The 15,451-nt window shown below is 41.7% G+C and carries 16 protein-coding genes and 1 other RNA gene; 11 read left to right on the forward strand and 6 right to left on the reverse strand.

Features of this window, described 5'->3' with window-relative positions:
- Window positions 1-135 precede the first annotated feature (135 nt).
- Window positions 136-1,476, forward strand: a complete 1,341-nt coding sequence (gene srmB / locus Xentx_RS08415; RefSeq protein ID WP_074019806.1) for an ATP-dependent RNA helicase SrmB — start codon at window positions 136-138, stop codon at window positions 1,474-1,476.
- A gap of 76 nt (window positions 1,477-1,552) precedes the next feature.
- On the opposite strand, the gene Xentx_RS08420 is transcribed toward srmB, so the two are convergent.
- Window positions 1,553-2,596 (reverse strand): Tle-like phospholipase domain-containing protein, encoded by a 1,044-nt coding sequence (locus Xentx_RS08420; RefSeq protein WP_244149838.1) that lies wholly within the window; start codon window positions 2,594-2,596, stop codon window positions 1,553-1,555.
- A 187-nt stretch (window positions 2,597-2,783) separates the two neighbouring features.
- On the reverse strand, window positions 2,784-3,167 hold the full coding sequence (grcA, locus tag Xentx_RS08425) for an autonomous glycyl radical cofactor GrcA (protein ID WP_074019807.1): 384 nt from the start codon (window positions 3,165-3,167) through the stop codon (window positions 2,784-2,786).
- A 335-nt stretch (window positions 3,168-3,502) separates the two neighbouring features.
- Between grcA and ung the strand changes: the two genes are divergently transcribed.
- The gene (gene ung / locus Xentx_RS08430; protein WP_074019808.1) at window positions 3,503-4,183 is read left to right on the forward strand and encodes a uracil-DNA glycosylase; all 681 of its coding nucleotides are present in this window, start codon (window positions 3,503-3,505) and stop codon (window positions 4,181-4,183) included.
- Window positions 4,184-4,248: 65 nt separating this feature from the next.
- On the opposite strand, the gene grpE is transcribed toward ung, so the two are convergent.
- A complete protein-coding gene (gene grpE / locus Xentx_RS08435) occupies window positions 4,249-4,830 on the reverse strand; it encodes a nucleotide exchange factor GrpE (RefSeq protein WP_074019809.1) in 582 nt (193 codons plus the stop codon).
- 125 nt (window positions 4,831-4,955) lie between these two features.
- Here grpE and nadK point away from each other — a divergent pair, with 125 nt between their 5' ends.
- The 3 genes from nadK (at window position 4,956) to bamE (ending at window position 8,097) form a co-directional block, all read left to right on the forward strand.
- Entirely contained in the window at window positions 4,956-5,834 is an 879-nt protein-coding gene (gene nadK, locus Xentx_RS08440; RefSeq protein WP_139292457.1) for an NAD(+) kinase, read from the forward strand.
- Between the two features lie 132 nt (window positions 5,835-5,966).
- Entirely contained in the window at window positions 5,967-7,640 is a 1,674-nt protein-coding gene (recN, locus tag Xentx_RS08445; RefSeq protein WP_074019811.1) for a DNA repair protein RecN, read from the forward strand.
- Window positions 7,641-7,752: 112 nt separating this feature from the next.
- Complete coding sequence (bamE, locus tag Xentx_RS08450; RefSeq protein WP_074019812.1) at window positions 7,753-8,097, forward strand: outer membrane protein assembly factor BamE; 345 nt, start codon at window positions 7,753-7,755, stop codon at window positions 8,095-8,097.
- 51 nt (window positions 8,098-8,148) lie between these two features.
- Here the strand turns inward: bamE and Xentx_RS08455 are convergent, their stop codons facing one another.
- Together Xentx_RS08455 and Xentx_RS08460 are read right to left on the reverse strand one after the other, a co-directional pair.
- Window positions 8,149-8,442: an RnfH family protein gene (locus Xentx_RS08455; protein WP_074019813.1), complete on the reverse strand. Its 294-nt coding sequence runs from the start codon at window positions 8,440-8,442 to the stop codon at window positions 8,149-8,151.
- Window positions 8,435-8,869 carry a type II toxin-antitoxin system RatA family toxin gene (locus Xentx_RS08460; protein ID WP_074019814.1) on the reverse strand — a complete coding sequence of 145 codons (435 nt, stop codon included), beginning with the start codon at window positions 8,867-8,869 and terminating at the stop codon, window positions 8,435-8,437. The genes Xentx_RS08455 and Xentx_RS08460 overlap by 8 nt, the downstream gene beginning before the upstream one ends.
- A 157-nt stretch (window positions 8,870-9,026) precedes the next feature.
- Between Xentx_RS08460 and smpB the strand changes: the two genes are divergently transcribed.
- The 6 genes from smpB (at window position 9,027) to Xentx_RS08490 (ending at window position 14,068) form a co-directional block, all read left to right on the forward strand.
- A complete protein-coding gene (gene smpB, locus Xentx_RS08465; RefSeq protein ID WP_047768254.1) occupies window positions 9,027-9,509 on the forward strand; it encodes an SsrA-binding protein SmpB in 483 nt (160 codons plus the stop codon).
- A gap of 51 nt (window positions 9,510-9,560) precedes the next feature.
- Window positions 9,561-9,924: a transfer-messenger RNA gene (gene ssrA / locus Xentx_RS08470) on the forward strand.
- An 826-nt stretch (window positions 9,925-10,750) separates the two neighbouring features.
- Window positions 10,751-11,941, forward strand: coding sequence for a phage tail fiber protein (locus Xentx_RS08475; protein WP_244149839.1), 1,191 nt, complete (start codon window positions 10,751-10,753; stop codon window positions 11,939-11,941).
- Between the two features lie 52 nt (window positions 11,942-11,993).
- On the forward strand, window positions 11,994-12,371 hold the full coding sequence (locus Xentx_RS08480; protein ID WP_074019816.1) for a LecA/PA-IL family lectin: 378 nt from the start codon (window positions 11,994-11,996) through the stop codon (window positions 12,369-12,371).
- A gap of 217 nt (window positions 12,372-12,588) precedes the next feature.
- Window positions 12,589-13,047, forward strand: coding sequence for a hypothetical protein (locus tag Xentx_RS08485; protein WP_074019817.1), 459 nt, complete (start codon window positions 12,589-12,591; stop codon window positions 13,045-13,047).
- Window positions 13,040-14,068 (forward strand): serine/threonine-protein kinase, encoded by a 1,029-nt coding sequence (locus Xentx_RS08490; protein WP_074019818.1) that lies wholly within the window; start codon window positions 13,040-13,042, stop codon window positions 14,066-14,068. The genes Xentx_RS08485 and Xentx_RS08490 overlap by 8 nt, the downstream gene beginning before the upstream one ends.
- Window positions 14,069-14,278: 210 nt before the next feature.
- Here Xentx_RS08490 and Xentx_RS08495 read toward each other — a convergent pair whose 3' ends face one another.
- Window positions 14,279-15,442, reverse strand: a complete 1,164-nt coding sequence (locus Xentx_RS08495; protein ID WP_074019819.1) for a phage tail fiber protein — start codon at window positions 15,440-15,442, stop codon at window positions 14,279-14,281.
- Between the last annotated feature and the right edge of the window lie 9 nt (window positions 15,443-15,451).

Here is a 15,451-nt window from a genome sequence, read left to right on the forward strand (position 1 = left end):
TCTGCTGAAATTAGAATTTGTCATAGCATAAATCTTATAGCCGATGGATAAAAGCAACCTGCTTATTAGATGCTTTTATAGGATGAAGAATGCGACTAACCTGTTTATAATCGGCGCCCCAAACAGAGGTATATGATGACTGCGACAAATTTTTCCGAATTCGAACTTGATGAATCCCTGCTTGAAGCACTGAACGACAAAGGCTACGAACGCCCAACCGCCATTCAGGCAGCAGCCATTCCTGCGGCTATGGACGGACGTGATGTATTAGGCTCAGCGCCGACCGGTACAGGTAAGACCGCCGCTTACCTGCTGCCAGTACTGCAACATTTACTGGATTTTCCTCGCAAAAAATCGGGGCCTCCACGTATCCTGATTTTGACACCAACCCGTGAACTGGCAATGCAGGTTGCAGAACAGGCAAAAGAACTGGCGGCTCATACACATTTGGACATCGCTACAATCACAGGTGGTGTTGCCTATATGAATCACGCGGAAGTATTCAGTGAGAATCAGGATATTGTTGTCGCAACGACAGGGCGTCTGCTGCAATACATCAAAGAAGAAAATTTCGACTGCCGTGCAGTGGAAACACTGATCCTTGATGAAGCTGATCGCATGTTGGATATGGGATTCGCCAACGATGTCGAAACGATTGCAGGTGAAACCCGCTGGCGTAAACAAACGCTGTTATTCTCCGCAACCCTGGAAGGGGAATCCATCCGTGATTTTGCTGAGCGCCTGCTAACTGATCCTGTTGAGATCGATGCCGAACCTTCTCGCCGTGAGCGCAAGAAAATTCAGCAATTTCACTATCGGGCTGATTCGTTAGAACATAAAACAGCCCTGCTGTGTCACCTTCTCCAGCAACCTGAAGTGACTAAGTCCATTGTTTTCGTGCGTAAACGAGAGCGTGTCCGCGAACTTGTCGATTGGCTGAACCAGGCAGGCATTCAAGCGTGTTTCCTTGAAGGTGAAATGGTGCAAGCCAAGCGTACAGATGCCGTAAAACGCTTGAATGATGGTAAAGTCAAAGTCTTAGTCGCAACCGACGTTGCTTCCCGTGGATTGGATATCGAGGATGTCAGCCACGTTTTTAACTTCGATTTGCCTCGTACCGCGGATGTTTACTTGCACCGGATTGGTCGTACTGCTCGCGCAGGTCGTAAAGGAACAGCCATTGCTCTGGTTGAAGCCCACGATCACCTACTTTTGGGCAAAATCAGCCGTTACCTCAACGAACCTTTGAAAATACGAGTGGTTGATGAGCTTCGCCCACAAACCAAAGCGCCAAGCGATAAAAAGAGCTATAAACCATCCAAAAAAGTGTTAGCAAAACGTAAAGAAAAGAAGAAAACAGACGAAACGAAGAAAAACCGAGTGAAAGTTCGTCATCGCGACAAAAAAAATATCGGTAAACGTCGTGCTGCTTCTGGTAATCCTAGACCAGAATTAACTGAATCTAGCAACGATTAACTAATAACCGATTGTAGAATATGGGCGAAGCCATACAATGAATTCGCCCATGTTCCAGCAGACTGAGCGCTAAATATTACACAGCATAATGCTGCTCACTTTGCTGCGATGTGATATCTGTATCTGTAACATCAGTTGACGCTAACAGGGTATTACCATTGTTCAACCAAGGCTTTTGTTCCGCCATAAATTCGAGGACAGCTTCCAAAAAATGCGCTTTAAAAGTATGTAAGCCATATCGATTAGGCAACATGACATCCCATATGCTCTCCAATTCATATTCATATTTAAGCTCTATTTCGTGCCCCATCGGTTGACGAATTGGTAATGTTTTTTGTAAGTTCCCCAGCCAATCATGCTGGACGGTATAATGGCGAATCAAGCCACTATCAGCCAATTCACGAGCGACTTCGGGTGAAACTCCCATATGTTTCAATGTAGAGTCAGAAACACTGACAGAATTATAAATAACTGCTGGTTTTCCTGTTGCCAATGCAGCCACGGTTGCTAATCCCCCCCCCAATGAATGCCCTGTGAAAATGACATTTTCACCAAATACTTCTAACGCCTTATGTGCCAATTCAACGGCTTGATTATATTGCTTTTCATTGTAACCAAGCCCTTGACGAATACTTACCATAAAATCCTTTAATTCATTCGATCCTGTGAAAGAGACAATATATAAGCCCTTGTTATGGTATACACCAGCCTGAAATCCTGTTGAATAATCATTCAGAGTGTCAGGATCAATGCCCAATTTTGATAAATCCTCATCAGACAAGCGCACATAATCGCCAATTCCTAAACTACTTTGTCGATAAACATCACGGGTAACCAGCGTCAAGGTATAATCGACCAATTTAGATTGTTTCCCCGCAATATCATTGGCTTTCAATTCAGGGGCTGCCATCGCACTGGCATTTAAGTTATTAACTAATGATTGATAGAGCACATTAGCCTGCTTGGTATTTTCTGAAAGTGAAATGCTAGGGGAAGAAATATGATCAACTTTGTCAGGTGGTGACTGAGCTGGAGAATTAGACTGAGGTTGTAGAGCATTTCCTTGTAAGGAATAAAGTCCCAAGTTACTTAACGAACTAGTATTAACTGATAAAGTCATAAAATTCTCCTACAGATTATTTAAATTTGGTGTGGTTTAAACGCCCAAACTCTCTATCGGCAGAATTTTTAACAAAATTAAAACAAATTTAATTTTTATTTAACAAAATAAATTCACATAATAAAAACATGGGAATAAAAAAAGGGAGTATCAATTCTCCCTTTAGATTTTTTGCTTGAGACAAGAATTACAAGCTTTCTGTAAAAGTACGAGCAATAACATCACGTTGCTGTTCTGGAGTCAGAGAATTAAAGCGAACAGCATAACCAGATACCCGAATTGTAAGCTGGGGATATTTTTCGGGGTGTTTTACCGCATCTTCCAACGTTTCGCGGCGCAAAACATTAACATTCAGATGTTGTCCGCCTTCTACACGTACAGTCGGCTTGACCTCCAACGGGATCTCGCGATATTCAAATTGCCCCAACTCCCCTTTGGTAACAATCTGGCCTTCATCGTAATCTGCTTTGGCACAGATACAACGCGCTTCATTTTTTTCATCATCCAACAGCCAAAAAGAATTCATTAATGCAGCGTTATCGGATTGGGTAATTTGAATCCCAGTAATCATTTATACCTCCAACATCATCATCTTGGTTATTTGATCAAACCACTATTTAATCAATGATCGTTCCTGATTTTCTGTATACCAGCACAAATGAGAAGATTCTTTGATTATAATCAACTAATTTCATAAGGTTATTGATAGTAATTTCATAACATTATGTTTTTAATCGTCTTTTATAGCAGAATCGAATAAAATTATTTTTATATTTTTTCAAAAAAATTTATAAAAATAGCTTTTTATCCTGAGAATTAAGTGTGGATTGGGATCTGAGGGTTTCCCTATCCCAAGGGAATCGGTAAGCTTAAGCCATCTGATAATCATCTAGAAAGGGATTAGCTATGTCCGCACCTCTCACATGGCACGATGTCATCGGCAATGAAAAGAAACAACCTTATTTTGTTGATACATTGGCTTATGTTGCCAATGAACGTCAGACTGGAAAAACCATTTATCCGCCTCAAACAGATGTTTTCAATGCATTCCGCTATACCGAATTGGCTGATGTAAAAGTTGTGATTTTGGGACAAGATCCTTACCACGGCCCAAATCAGGCGCACGGTTTGGCTTTCTCTGTACAGTCGGGTATTCCTGCACCACCTTCTCTCGTTAATATGTACAAAGAACTGGAATCGGATATTGCTGGATTTACTCGTCCAAATCACGGTTGCTTGATAAGCTGGGCAAAACAGGGGGTATTATTGCTCAATACCGTACTCACCGTTGAGCGCGGCAACGCACATTCCCATGCTCATTTGGGTTGGGAAACGTTCACTGACAAAGTCATTGCAGCAATCAATGAACATCGCAACGGAGTCATTTTCTTGCTTTGGGGATCTCATGCCCAGAAAAAAGGTCACTTTATTGATAACCAACGCCATCATGTATTAAAAGCGCCCCATCCTTCACCTTTGTCTGCCCATCGTGGTTTCTTAGGTTGTAAACATTTCTCACAGGCCAACAGCTTATTGGAAGCACAGGGATTATCCCCAATAGATTGGGAACCCCAATTGCCCCAATAACCGATCTCTGCCTACAAAAATGCCGCCTTTCAAATGGCGGCATTGCATCATGAGATACCGTAATCTTATTTAGAAACAGCAACCATTGCAGGACGTAATAAACGACCATTCAAGGTATAACCTTTCTGCATCACCAACATAACCTGATTAGGTTCATGCTGATCGGATTCCATCATGGTCATCGCCTGATGCACTTCTGGATTGAAAGGGACATTAGTGTCACTGACCACTTCAACACCAAACTTACCCACTGAATCGATAAAAGATTTCAGAGTCAGTTCAATACCTTCAACCATTGGCAGTAGTGCTTCATTGGTACGATCGGCCACATCTAATGCACGTTCCAGATTGTCGATAACGGGTAGCAGTTCATTGACAAATTTTTCCAATGCAAATTTATGTGCCTTTTCTACATCCAGCTCAGTACGACGGCGGATGTTTTCGATTTCAGCACGCGCACGCAATAAAGCATCACGTTCGTTAGCCTGAGCCTGTTTCAGTTGTTCTTCCAACTCAGCAACACGCGGATCAACAACATTTTCAGTCTCTGGCGCATCTGCCTGTTCCGCATTTATTTGTTGCTCTAATACATTTTCTGTATTTTCTGCGACTTGCTCATCAGGTACTTTTTGGTCTTTACTACTCATGAATATCTCCGCGTATTTTGTATTATCTTCGCCATTTGAGCTTTATTATGGGGATCAAAATGCGGGATTCAAGGGAACAATCATTATTGTGAAGGCAAAACCATATGCTAAAGGAAATAACAGCAATGAATAATGAATTCAAATGCATCGGTATTGTCGGTCGTCCACGTCACCCTGAAGCGCTGGCCACCCATGAAATGCTGTACCACTGGCTGGTATCTAAAGGTTATTGCGTCATTGTGGATAGACAGGTCGCGAAAGACATTAATTTAAAAGGTGCTCAGACTGGAGGATTGACAGAAATTGGTAAAACTGCCGATCTTGTGATTGTTGTCGGTGGGGATGGCAATATGCTCGGTGCAACCAGAGTATTATCACGTTATAACATCAAAGTCATTGGTATCAACCGAGGAAATTTGGGCTTTTTAACGGATTTAGATCCCGATAATGCTTTGCAGCAACTATCCGAAGTTTTAGATGGCAAATATCGAGACGAAAAACGTTTTCTGCTTGAGGCTCAAGTGACAAAAACCGGACATAAATCCCGTCGTAGTACTGCATTAAATGAAGTCGTACTACATCCAGGCAAAGTTGCCCATATGATTGAATTCGAAGTATATATTGATGAACGTTTTGCTTTTTCTCAACGTTCAGACGGCTTAATCATAGCAACACCCACTGGCTCTACAGCCTATTCACTGTCTGCCGGAGGGCCTATATTAACCCCAAACTTAGATGCTATCGTACTAGTACCGATGTTTCCACATACGCTCTCGGCACGCCCTCTCGTTATTAGCAGCGAAAGTAGCATTCGCCTGAAATTTGCCCAAAGCAGCAATGACTATGAAGTCAGTTGTGACAGCCAAATTGTCCTGCCAATCCAAGATGGTGAAGAAGTGATCATCAAACGCAGTGACTATAATCTGCATTTAATTCATCCAAAAGATTACAACTATTTCAATACACTGAGTACAAAACTGGGCTGGTCGAAAAAAATGTTCTAAAAATAAACCTCCCTACTTTACTGTATAAAAAACCAGTTTATACTGTATGAAAGCACAGACGTGTTTTTATACACAGGAACATGTTCTTATGCAGTAACGTGTTTATATACAGTAAAAAGAAGGAGGGGCACGATGCTGACTCAATTGACCATCAGTAACTTTGCTATCGTTCGCGAACTTGAAATTGATTTCCGCTCAGGAATGACGGCAATCACAGGCGAAACCGGAGCGGGTAAATCCATCGCGATTGATGCATTAGGTTTATGCCTTGGCAATCGGGGCGAAGCTAACATGGTTCGCCAAGGGGTTCCACGTACCGACCTTTGCGCCCGTTTTTCACTGGCTGATGCCCCTTCTGCCCGCAAATGGCTGATAGACCATCAGCTTGATGGAAGTTTTGATGATGGCAATGAGTGCCTGCTACGTCGTACAATTACTGCTGATGGGCGCTCTCGCGGTTTTATTAATGGTACTGCTGTACCACTTTCTCAATTACGTGAATTGGGTTCTCATCTGATCCAAATCCACGGGCAACATGCCCACCAATTGTTGTTAGAAAATCGTCACCAAAGGCGCTTACTGGATATTTATACGGGCGATTTCGAACTTCAACATGAAATGAAACAGGCTTACCAACAATGGCGCCAAAGCTGTCAGGCTCTCTCCCAATTCCAACAACAGGCTCTTGAGCGGCGCTCACGTCAGCAACTACTGGAATATCACCTGAAAGAACTGAACGAACTATCACCACAACCAGGTGATTATCAAGAACAGGATAGTGAATACAAACGGCTGGCAAATTGCGGGCAATTTTTGTCCGTTAGCCAAAATATCCTCCAGATTTTAAGTGATAATGATGAGCAGAACATTGTCAGCCTCCTCAGCTATGCCCGTAGTGAACTGACAGAACTTGCCAGCATGGATCACAAACTCAGTGGCCTGCTTAACATGCTGGAAGAAGCTGCTATCCAAATCAATGAAGTTAGTGACGAGTTACGTCATTACAGCGACCAGCTGGAACTGGACCCTAATCGTTTATTCGAACTGGAACAAAAAATTTCCCAACAAATCAGCATAGCTCGTAAACACCATGTTGCACCAGAAGAGTTACCTGCATTACATCAACAGTTGTTGGAAGAACAGTATCAATTATCTCAGCAGGAAAATGATTGTGCCCACCTTAGTGAACTTGTCAGTTTGCATTATCAACAAGCCCTGACTGTGGCAGAAAAATTGCACCATGTTCGCCAAAAATATGCCGTAGAATTGGGTCAACTGATAACGAACAGCATGCACCAACTCTCTATGCCTCATGGCCGCTTTACCATCGATGTTACCCTTGAAGCAGAACATTTAAATATTGATGGAGCCAGCAAAGTTGAATTCAATGTCACAACCAACCCCGGCCAACCTCACCAACCATTAGCAAAAGTAGCATCAGGTGGTGAACTTTCCCGTATTGCACTGGCAATTCAGGTCATTACAGCGAAAAAAATGGAAACCCCTGCGCTTATTTTCGATGAAGTCGATGTTGGTATCAGCGGCCCAACAGCGGCAATTGTTGGGCGTTTGCTACGTGAATTAGGGGAATCGACCCAAGTTATGTGTGTTACCCACTTACCTCAAGTTGCAGGATGTGGGCATCAACATTTTTATGTTAGCAAGCAAACAGACGGTGAAGAAACTGAAACCCAAATGCAGCTATTGGATAAAAAGGCACGACTTCAAGAACTGGCGCGGCTTCTGGCGGGAAGTGAGGTTACAAAAAATACTTTGGCTAATGCAAAAGAGCTGTTAGCGGCATAAATTGAGACAACTTTCTTGTATAATTGCAGTCATAGGTAAATGCATAGAGGTTTTCAATCTCTTCAATGTTTATTATTATCGACGGCCTAACTCCTAAAGGAATGTAATTACTATGCGCTGTAAATTGTTGACTGCCGCTACTGTATCTCTTGTTATGCTGACTGCGGGTTGCTCCATGTTTGAGCGAATTGTTTATCGTCCTGATATTAATCAAGGGAACTACCTTACGCCGGCTGCGGTATCAAAAATCCATAAAGGAATGACTCAGCAGCAAGTTTCTTACACTTTGGGAACACCAATGCTGACCGATCCGTTTGGGAGCCAAACTTGGTATTACGTATTCCGCCAACAACCAGGCCACGGGAAAACAACTCAGGAAACCCTGACACTTACCTTTGATAGCCAAGGTGTGCTAACTGATATCAAGGATGAAAAATCACTGCCAGAGAATCAGTGAGATGTGTGTTTTATTTATTCGCCAGTAGAGAGACTGGCGAATAAATAGGCATCATCGTGCATTGTTTTTCGCGCGCTCTGCTCGTTTACGGCGCATTTCTTTTGGATCAGCAGCCAGAGGGCGATAAATCTCTACACGATCCCCCTCTTCCAAAGTATCAGTTAGTTTGGCAGGGCGGCTATAAATACCAACTTTATTTTTAGCCAAATCGATATCATTACGTAATGTCAAAAGGCCAGACATTACAATCGCCTGTTCCACAGTTGCTCCTTGCGATACTTTCACATTACGCAAATATTGCCGTTCAGGCAGAGCATAAACGACTTCGACATTCATCTCAGACACTGTAGACCTCACGTGCACGTTGAGTAAAAGCCTGAACCATATTACCAGCCAGCTCTTTAAATACCTTGCCAAAAGCAAGTTCAATTAATTTATTGGTAAATTCAAAATCGAGATGCAACTCAACCTTACAAGCATCTTCACTTAACGGAGTAAAGTGCCACCCTCCCATCAACTTACGGAAAGGCCCATCAACAAGCTGCATACTGATGCGTTGATTATCAAATAGTGTATTGCGCGTTACGAACGTCTTACTGATCCCTGCTTTAGAGACCTCAACGGAAGCCGTCATTTCATTATTGCTACTGCTTAGTACACGGCTACCCACACATCCTGGTAAAAAATCCGGATAAGATGTCACATCGTTGACCAATTTATACATTTGTTCCACGCTGTAAGGCACTAGCGCAGAGCGACTAATCTGTGGCATATCATTTCCTGTAAAACATAACAGCGCTGAATAGTATCACTTAAACATGGTTAAATAAAAACCTGATGACATTTAGAACAATAAATACGCACTTATCGCTAAATATCATACAGAAGAGATTTCTTTCATTAACGCATACAGTATAATACAACGCATTATGACAAAGAAAAAAGCATACAAACCCGGTTCGGCAACAATTGCCATGAATAAGCGAGCCCGCCACGAATATTTCATTGAGGAAGAATTCGAAGCAGGCTTATCCCTACAAGGTTGGGAAGTTAAATCACTACGCGCTGGCAAAGCTAACATCAGTGAGAGTTATGTTTTGCTCAAAGATGGTGATGCTTATCTTTTTGGTGCCACGATTACGCCATTAAACGTTGCTTCTTCCCACGTAGTTTGTGATCCGACACGGTCACGCAAGCTACTGCTTAACAAACGCGAGCTTGATTCACTGTATGGTCGAATCAATCGAGAAGGTTACACCATCGTCGCACTTTCCATGTATTGGAAAAATGCCTGGTGCAAAATCAAAATTGGCGTTGCAAAAGGTAAAAAAGCGCACGATAAACGTTCAGACATCAAAGAACGTGAGTGGAAATTAGACAAAGCAAGAATTATGAAGAATTCTGGGCGTTAATCACTGGCATTAGCACTCAATATTCTGATATACTTGGTTTTAGATACACTTGGGGCTGATTCTGGATTCGACGGGATTCGCGAAACCCAAGGTGCATGCCGAGGGGCGGTTGGCCTCGTAAAAAGCCGCAAAACAATAGTCGCAAACGACGAAAACTACGCACTGGCAGCTTAATAACCTGCGCAGAGCCCTCTCTCCCTAGCCTCCGCTCTTAGGACGGGGATCAAGAGAGGTCAAACCCAAAAGAGATCGCGTGGATGCCCTGCCTGGGGTTGAAGCGTTAAATCCAATCAGGCTAGTTTGTCAGTGGCGTGTCTGTCCGCAGCTGGCAAGCGAATACAAAGACTAGACTAAGCATGTAGTACCAAGGATGTAGGAATTTCGGACGCGGGTTCAACTCCCGCCAGCTCCACCAAATTTGGTAGGACAGTGTAGGGACAACAACTTGAAAAACAGTAAGTTAGAAAAGTTGATTGGTCACTGTCATGACAGTAAAAGGACTTCAAAGTGCACGTGAAATGCACGTGGAGTTAAATTTAAGACGCCTCAGACTCCCCCCTCTGAGGTGTTTTTTATTCGCAACGAATGTATTTCTATTTGTAAAAAAGTGTAACAAAAATACACGCCACTTTTGCCTGTTTTGGGTTTGGTTTCCCCTCGGATTGTTCTCTCTAGATTTCGTATTGAAGAGCGGTCATCATTATTTTATTCAAAAAATTTACTGCAAAAATTCCCCGCTGAACTAGTTCATTTCTGTACGTATAAACAGTGTATTGAAATATTCAAATTTTTTGATTTCATTTAGCTGAGCGCGAGAAATATTTTGCATACTCACTCCACTGAGTGACAAGAGAAATGATTATGATTGATTAATCCCTCCGTTTCAAACGGAGGGATTGAGACAGAAACGGGGTTGTCGACCAGTAAAAGCAATAAAATCAATACGTTTATTCCTTTTGTCCAGCACGTAAATCAACTATTGGGATTCCTATAGTTAATTTCAGGCCTCCGTTTGAAATGGAAGCGGGCTGAATTGTATTACTCATCTGATAAATTCTATTAATTCCCCACCTGTCATTTTATGTCATCCTGCCAACAAAACATGCAACCTATCAAATATAGTCAAGCCGTACTCTCCAGTATTGATGAACCGATTTTATTGATGTTCACGGGCGGAGAAGTATCCCACCGCCTTCATGTTATTTAGCAATCTGTATTGTTGGTGAAATGAGGGAATGAATATGCAAGATAAAAAGCCTGACGTAATAGCCTTAGACGATGATGGCCTTGTTGTCGTTGCAACACCGGAATATGTCAAAGAAGCCATTGCAGAACACGCTGCAAGCCGGAATCATCCAGATGCCACGCTGCAAGATAAAGGACTTGTTGTCCTGAGTAATGATACTGGCAGTGATAGTGAAACGATGGCTGCAACACCAAAAGCAGTGAAAGCAGCATATGACCTAGCCAATACTGCCAATCAAAACACCCTCAATAATAATTCCAATCTCTATTTGGAGAAGAAGCAAAACGGAGCTGATATTCCTAATAAACCGGAATTTATCAGTAACATCGGTGCAGTATCCGAAAATGGTGGAGTTTATCCAGGTTCCTTCCAATTTCAGCAAGTAGAAACAACACCGAAAGAGAGTAACCCTGTAAAGATCGTATCTGCACCCCATCAAGAAGCTAATAAACTTGTGGCTTTCACTAATTATGGTTGGTACAGCAATGATATCCAGACAGGAATTGTACGAGGTGGTGGAGTTGATACTTTAGGGTATGCAGTAGACATTAATAATACGAGAGCTTTAGTTGTGACAGAAAATGCAGTCACTACAGGTTCTATACACATTAGATCAGGTAATTATGGTGGTGTTTTATCATATAGAGATGATGGAACTTATTGGAGAATAGAAGGAACTTCTGATGGAGAGTCCATTTTACTAAATTTTATAGACAGAAATCCAGATGGCTCAAACAGGTATGTTCAATCTTTACCCAAAGGAACTGGAACTCTTATGTCAACATCTCAACACTACATTGATTCTAGCGGTTGTGTGAAAAAAAATTCTCCAATAATCAAATTCAGTACCGATGGTTTATTTGAAACAAACAGTGAATCCGAAGGTGCTACTATTGAGCACTTATCACAAGGTACTTACCTCATTAAAGGCGTTAAGGGATTCAGTAATGATGAAGCGGTAAGTAGCATCGATATCCCACGCTGTCAGAACGATCTACCAATGGTTTGGGTCAACCATGAAGTTCTACCCGATGGCTCTATCAAATTAATGACCTACCATCGAGAACACTCAGATGCCCCAGCCTTCGCCAGAAATATACGCGAAGGTTACGCTAACGGTGATTTAATCGATATTCCCGATGGTAGATTTGTTTCTGTCCGTGTGCAAATGCCGGAGACTAAATAATCACAATCTTCATTCTTCTGTCATTTTCAAAATATAATTTGGAGGTAATATTATGTATGATTGGTCTGGAACTGTTCCTGCTAACCTTGAACAAGGTCAACCGACAGGACTTGTACTCCAACAGGGGGATGTGATCTCTGTTATTGCTTCGGGATGGGTGCAATACGCCTCTGACAATCGGCCAGATCCATGGGCTGCCCCTCAAGGACTTGTAGGTAAATCTCCTCAGGCAACCTATAGCTTAATTGCAAAAATCGGAGATAAAGCCTACGAAATTAGTAATGGCGTGCTTCACAAGACTGTGCCTGTTGATGGAGAGTTAATACTTTTATTTAATGATACTCCTAATGATTTTAGTGATAACTCCGGTGACTTTTATGTTAACGTTAAAATAGAATCACGTTATTCTCCTCTCGAAGAAATACAATAAATAATCTCGATATCCAACCCGCGACTTTCTGCGGGTTTATTATGCCAACCTCATCAATAATAACCATAAGATACAGTTTTAATTTGAAATATATTTTTATCACATTTCGATAAATTAGCGCTCTTTCCACTTTACAGATTAGGAATATTCCGATCATATATTAGGGAAAGTGAATTAGTATGACGGGCATTGGTTTATCAATATGGTGGATTTATGAATGAGAACATTAGGTATAAGGGTTGAACCAAAGCAAGTATCATTCGTTGTATTTTGCAATAAAGAAAATGACTTGCTCTGCGTAGATGAGATAGTTGTACCTAAAACCTTAGAGATACCAGAGCAGTTAAAATATATTCGTAATAGTATACTGGATATTCTTAGAGAATATCAGATTCAAAACGCAGCGTTACGTGTAGCAGAGGGGGTTTCAATAAACAAAAGCACCCTTAGATGTTATATTGAAGCAGTTATTCAAGAAGCATTCTCAAGTAGCAATGTGGAGCATTACTTTGTAATGAGAATGAACACCATAATAAGCAGACTGAAAATAAATAAAGATGATTATAACTCTATTTTAAATTCATCTAAGAAATTAAATAAAATAGATAATTCATCTTTCAAAAAAGCAATGAATGAAGCGATGATGGTAGCTGTTGCGGCGGTGAATAATGATTAATCAATTTTATACTAATGCTCATGTATCTTTCAGGGAATTAAGAGGACTGGACGAGCAGGGAAAGAATTCTCGCGTATTCTTGGCTTATGATAAAAACTTAGATTGTAATTTGGTTATTAAGGAGATCAAAAAAGATATCTTTGATTATGACCGTTACTTTAATGAAGCAAGAAAGCTCTATTTAAGTATTCATCCTAATATCGTTCAAATACAATACGCAGCTCAAGATAGCAGCAATGTTTACATCGGATTACCATTTTATAAAAATGGCTCAATCCATAATTTAATGAATGAAAAACCCTTAACAGTTAGTGAGATCATAAGGTACTCAATTCAATTTTTAAGTGGACTTTATCATATCCATACAAAAGGATTAATTCATTTCGATATCAAACCGAATAACATACTACTCTCTGATAGGAATGAGGCTTTACTATCTGATTTTGGTCTTGCTGAGAGGATTAATGACGCTGGATTTGCCTCACCAGATATGCTCTATAATTTACATCGTCCTCCCGAGTCATTCTTAGATGAAGAACTAGACTTTACTGCTGATATATATGAAGCTGGCGTTACTATGTACAGAATGTTAGTGGGTCATGAGCAATTTAACAATGAAGTTAACCAACTCTGCTCAACAGATAATTCTTTTGAATTGATGTCAAATGCTGCCTTCCCATTTAAAAATTATCCGTTACACGTACCGAAATCTATCATAAAAATAGTTAACAAATGTTTAGAGAAAAATAAAAAAGATAGATATCAATCGGTTCAGCAAATATTAAATGATTTATCAAAAATCGAGTCATCAGACTCTTTACATTGGCGTATACACCCAAGTGAAGAAAAAATTGAATGGATAGGAATCAAAAAAGGTGCTAAAGTTTCAATAGAGTTTGACATAATAAAAAATAAATGCTACGGCATAAAAGAGCTTTCTAACGGAAAATCCCAAAAGATATCAGAATATTGTAAGGACTCAGTTAAAGAAAGTGATATTCGCTCACTACTTACAAAGTAAGGTGATCCTATGAAAAATCGCGAGGATAAGACAATATTCCCTCGCAGACATGAGCTAGCATCAGCATCTAATTGCAAAAGAGAGGCTAGATCTCTTTCCAGTGAAGCGAGAGACATGAGAATTACACAATTTAATGAAGCATTAAAAAACATGGAAAGTTATGTGCGATTAAAGAACTAATCAGCCCTCCCCCCTCGAGGGCTTTTCCCATCACGTCCCCACCTCCCCCTGCCTCACATTCCACACCGAATCGGCCGGCATCTGGACACGGACAGATATAGACCGACCGACAGGGATATCAATCGGGTCACCATCAGCGTACCCATCCCGTACATTTCTGGCGAATACGGGTGCGTCTGCGTGCTCACGATGGTAGGTCATTAATTTGATTGAACCATCGGGCAGCACTTTGTAATCCACCCAAATTAACGGCAGTTTATTTTTACATAACGGTATCTCAACCCCGCCATCGACACCACCCCATGCGGCGTCGGCATTAAATCCCAGCACGTTTTTGATGAGGTAGACGCCCTCGGACAGGTGTTCAACCGTAGCGCCCTCAGATTCGTCGTTGGTTTCAAATTTGCCATCGCTCCAAATTTTGATGATGGGGGACGCTTTTTTTAGAAAACCGTCAACGATGGTGGTGTTACCGGTGCACCATATCATACCGCCCACTTTGGGATGGTGAATCTCTCCTGCCCATCGTTTTCCATCCCAATAATCCAAAAAAGCGGCTCCTTTTCGCACCCCCATCATGTAACGCTCACCTCCCGAATGCGATGAGACTCGAAATGCATTCAGCTCACCATTCATGAACCCTCCCGATTTAGGCATGGCATTCTCAGCGAGCTCCACCGATTTCCGTAATCCCAGATTATTCACAAACTCCGCTGTATTAGGAATATCTGCCCCGTTCTTGGATTTTTCGAGGCGGTTATCAATAGACTGATTGAGTTGAGCGATATTTTCATACAGCGCCTTAATCGACTGCAATGATACCGTCTGACCATTCGGCAATGTCACATCAACCACACCATTCTGTGACATCCATTTGTCCATGTTCTGGAGGAACAGGGTAATGTAGCTGGTGTTGGCTAAAATATGCCGGACGCCATCCGAAACAGAATCAGGAACGGTGGTCTGAATCTGGTATTTCACGTTATTCAGGGTAACGGGAATGGTATCGACCAATACCAGCTCGGTATCCGAGTTCACCGCCTGAATCATATGGTTTAAATTGTTGTTGCCTGACCGGATTAATATAATCTGTCCAGGCGCAACGCCGTTGATATTAGATATAAATTGCGTACCCGTGCCGCGGACAATAGCCGAGCCGGACACGGTGGAAATTGTGCCTTGTGAATAGAACATGGTGGGGTT

The organism is Xenorhabdus thuongxuanensis, assembly GCF_001908095.1.
In the GTDB taxonomy this organism is placed as follows: Bacteria; Pseudomonadota; Gammaproteobacteria; order Enterobacterales; family Enterobacteriaceae; genus Xenorhabdus; species Xenorhabdus thuongxuanensis.

Coding starts and splice junctions, on each gene's coding strand:
- srmB (WP_074019806.1), top strand. CDS start 136: ATGACTGCGACAAATTTTTCCGAATTCGAACTTGATGAATCCCTGCTT.
- Xentx_RS08420 (WP_244149838.1), bottom strand. CDS start 2,596: ATGACTTTATCAGTTAATACTAGTTCGTTAAGTAACTTGGGACTTTAT.
- grcA (WP_074019807.1), bottom strand. CDS start 3,167: ATGATTACTGGGATTCAAATTACCCAATCCGATAACGCTGCATTAATG.
- ung (WP_074019808.1), top strand. CDS start 3,503: ATGTCCGCACCTCTCACATGGCACGATGTCATCGGCAATGAAAAGAAA.
- grpE (WP_074019809.1), bottom strand. CDS start 4,830: ATGAGTAGTAAAGACCAAAAAGTACCTGATGAGCAAGTCGCAGAAAAT.
- nadK (WP_139292457.1), top strand. CDS start 4,956: ATGAATAATGAATTCAAATGCATCGGTATTGTCGGTCGTCCACGTCAC.
- recN (WP_074019811.1), top strand. CDS start 5,967: ATGCTGACTCAATTGACCATCAGTAACTTTGCTATCGTTCGCGAACTT.
- bamE (WP_074019812.1), top strand. CDS start 7,753: ATGCGCTGTAAATTGTTGACTGCCGCTACTGTATCTCTTGTTATGCTG.
- Xentx_RS08460 (WP_074019814.1), bottom strand. CDS start 8,869: ATGCCACAGATTAGTCGCTCTGCGCTAGTGCCTTACAGCGTGGAACAA.
- smpB (WP_047768254.1), top strand. CDS start 9,027: ATGACAAAGAAAAAAGCATACAAACCCGGTTCGGCAACAATTGCCATG.
- Xentx_RS08475 (WP_244149839.1), top strand. CDS start 10,751: ATGCAAGATAAAAAGCCTGACGTAATAGCCTTAGACGATGATGGCCTT.
- Xentx_RS08480 (WP_074019816.1), top strand. CDS start 11,994: ATGTATGATTGGTCTGGAACTGTTCCTGCTAACCTTGAACAAGGTCAA.
- Xentx_RS08485 (WP_074019817.1), top strand. CDS start 12,589: ATGAGAACATTAGGTATAAGGGTTGAACCAAAGCAAGTATCATTCGTT.
- Xentx_RS08490 (WP_074019818.1), top strand. CDS start 13,040: ATGATTAATCAATTTTATACTAATGCTCATGTATCTTTCAGGGAATTA.
- Xentx_RS08495 (WP_074019819.1), bottom strand. CDS start 15,442: ATGTTCTATTCACAAGGCACAATTTCCACCGTGTCCGGCTCGGCTATT.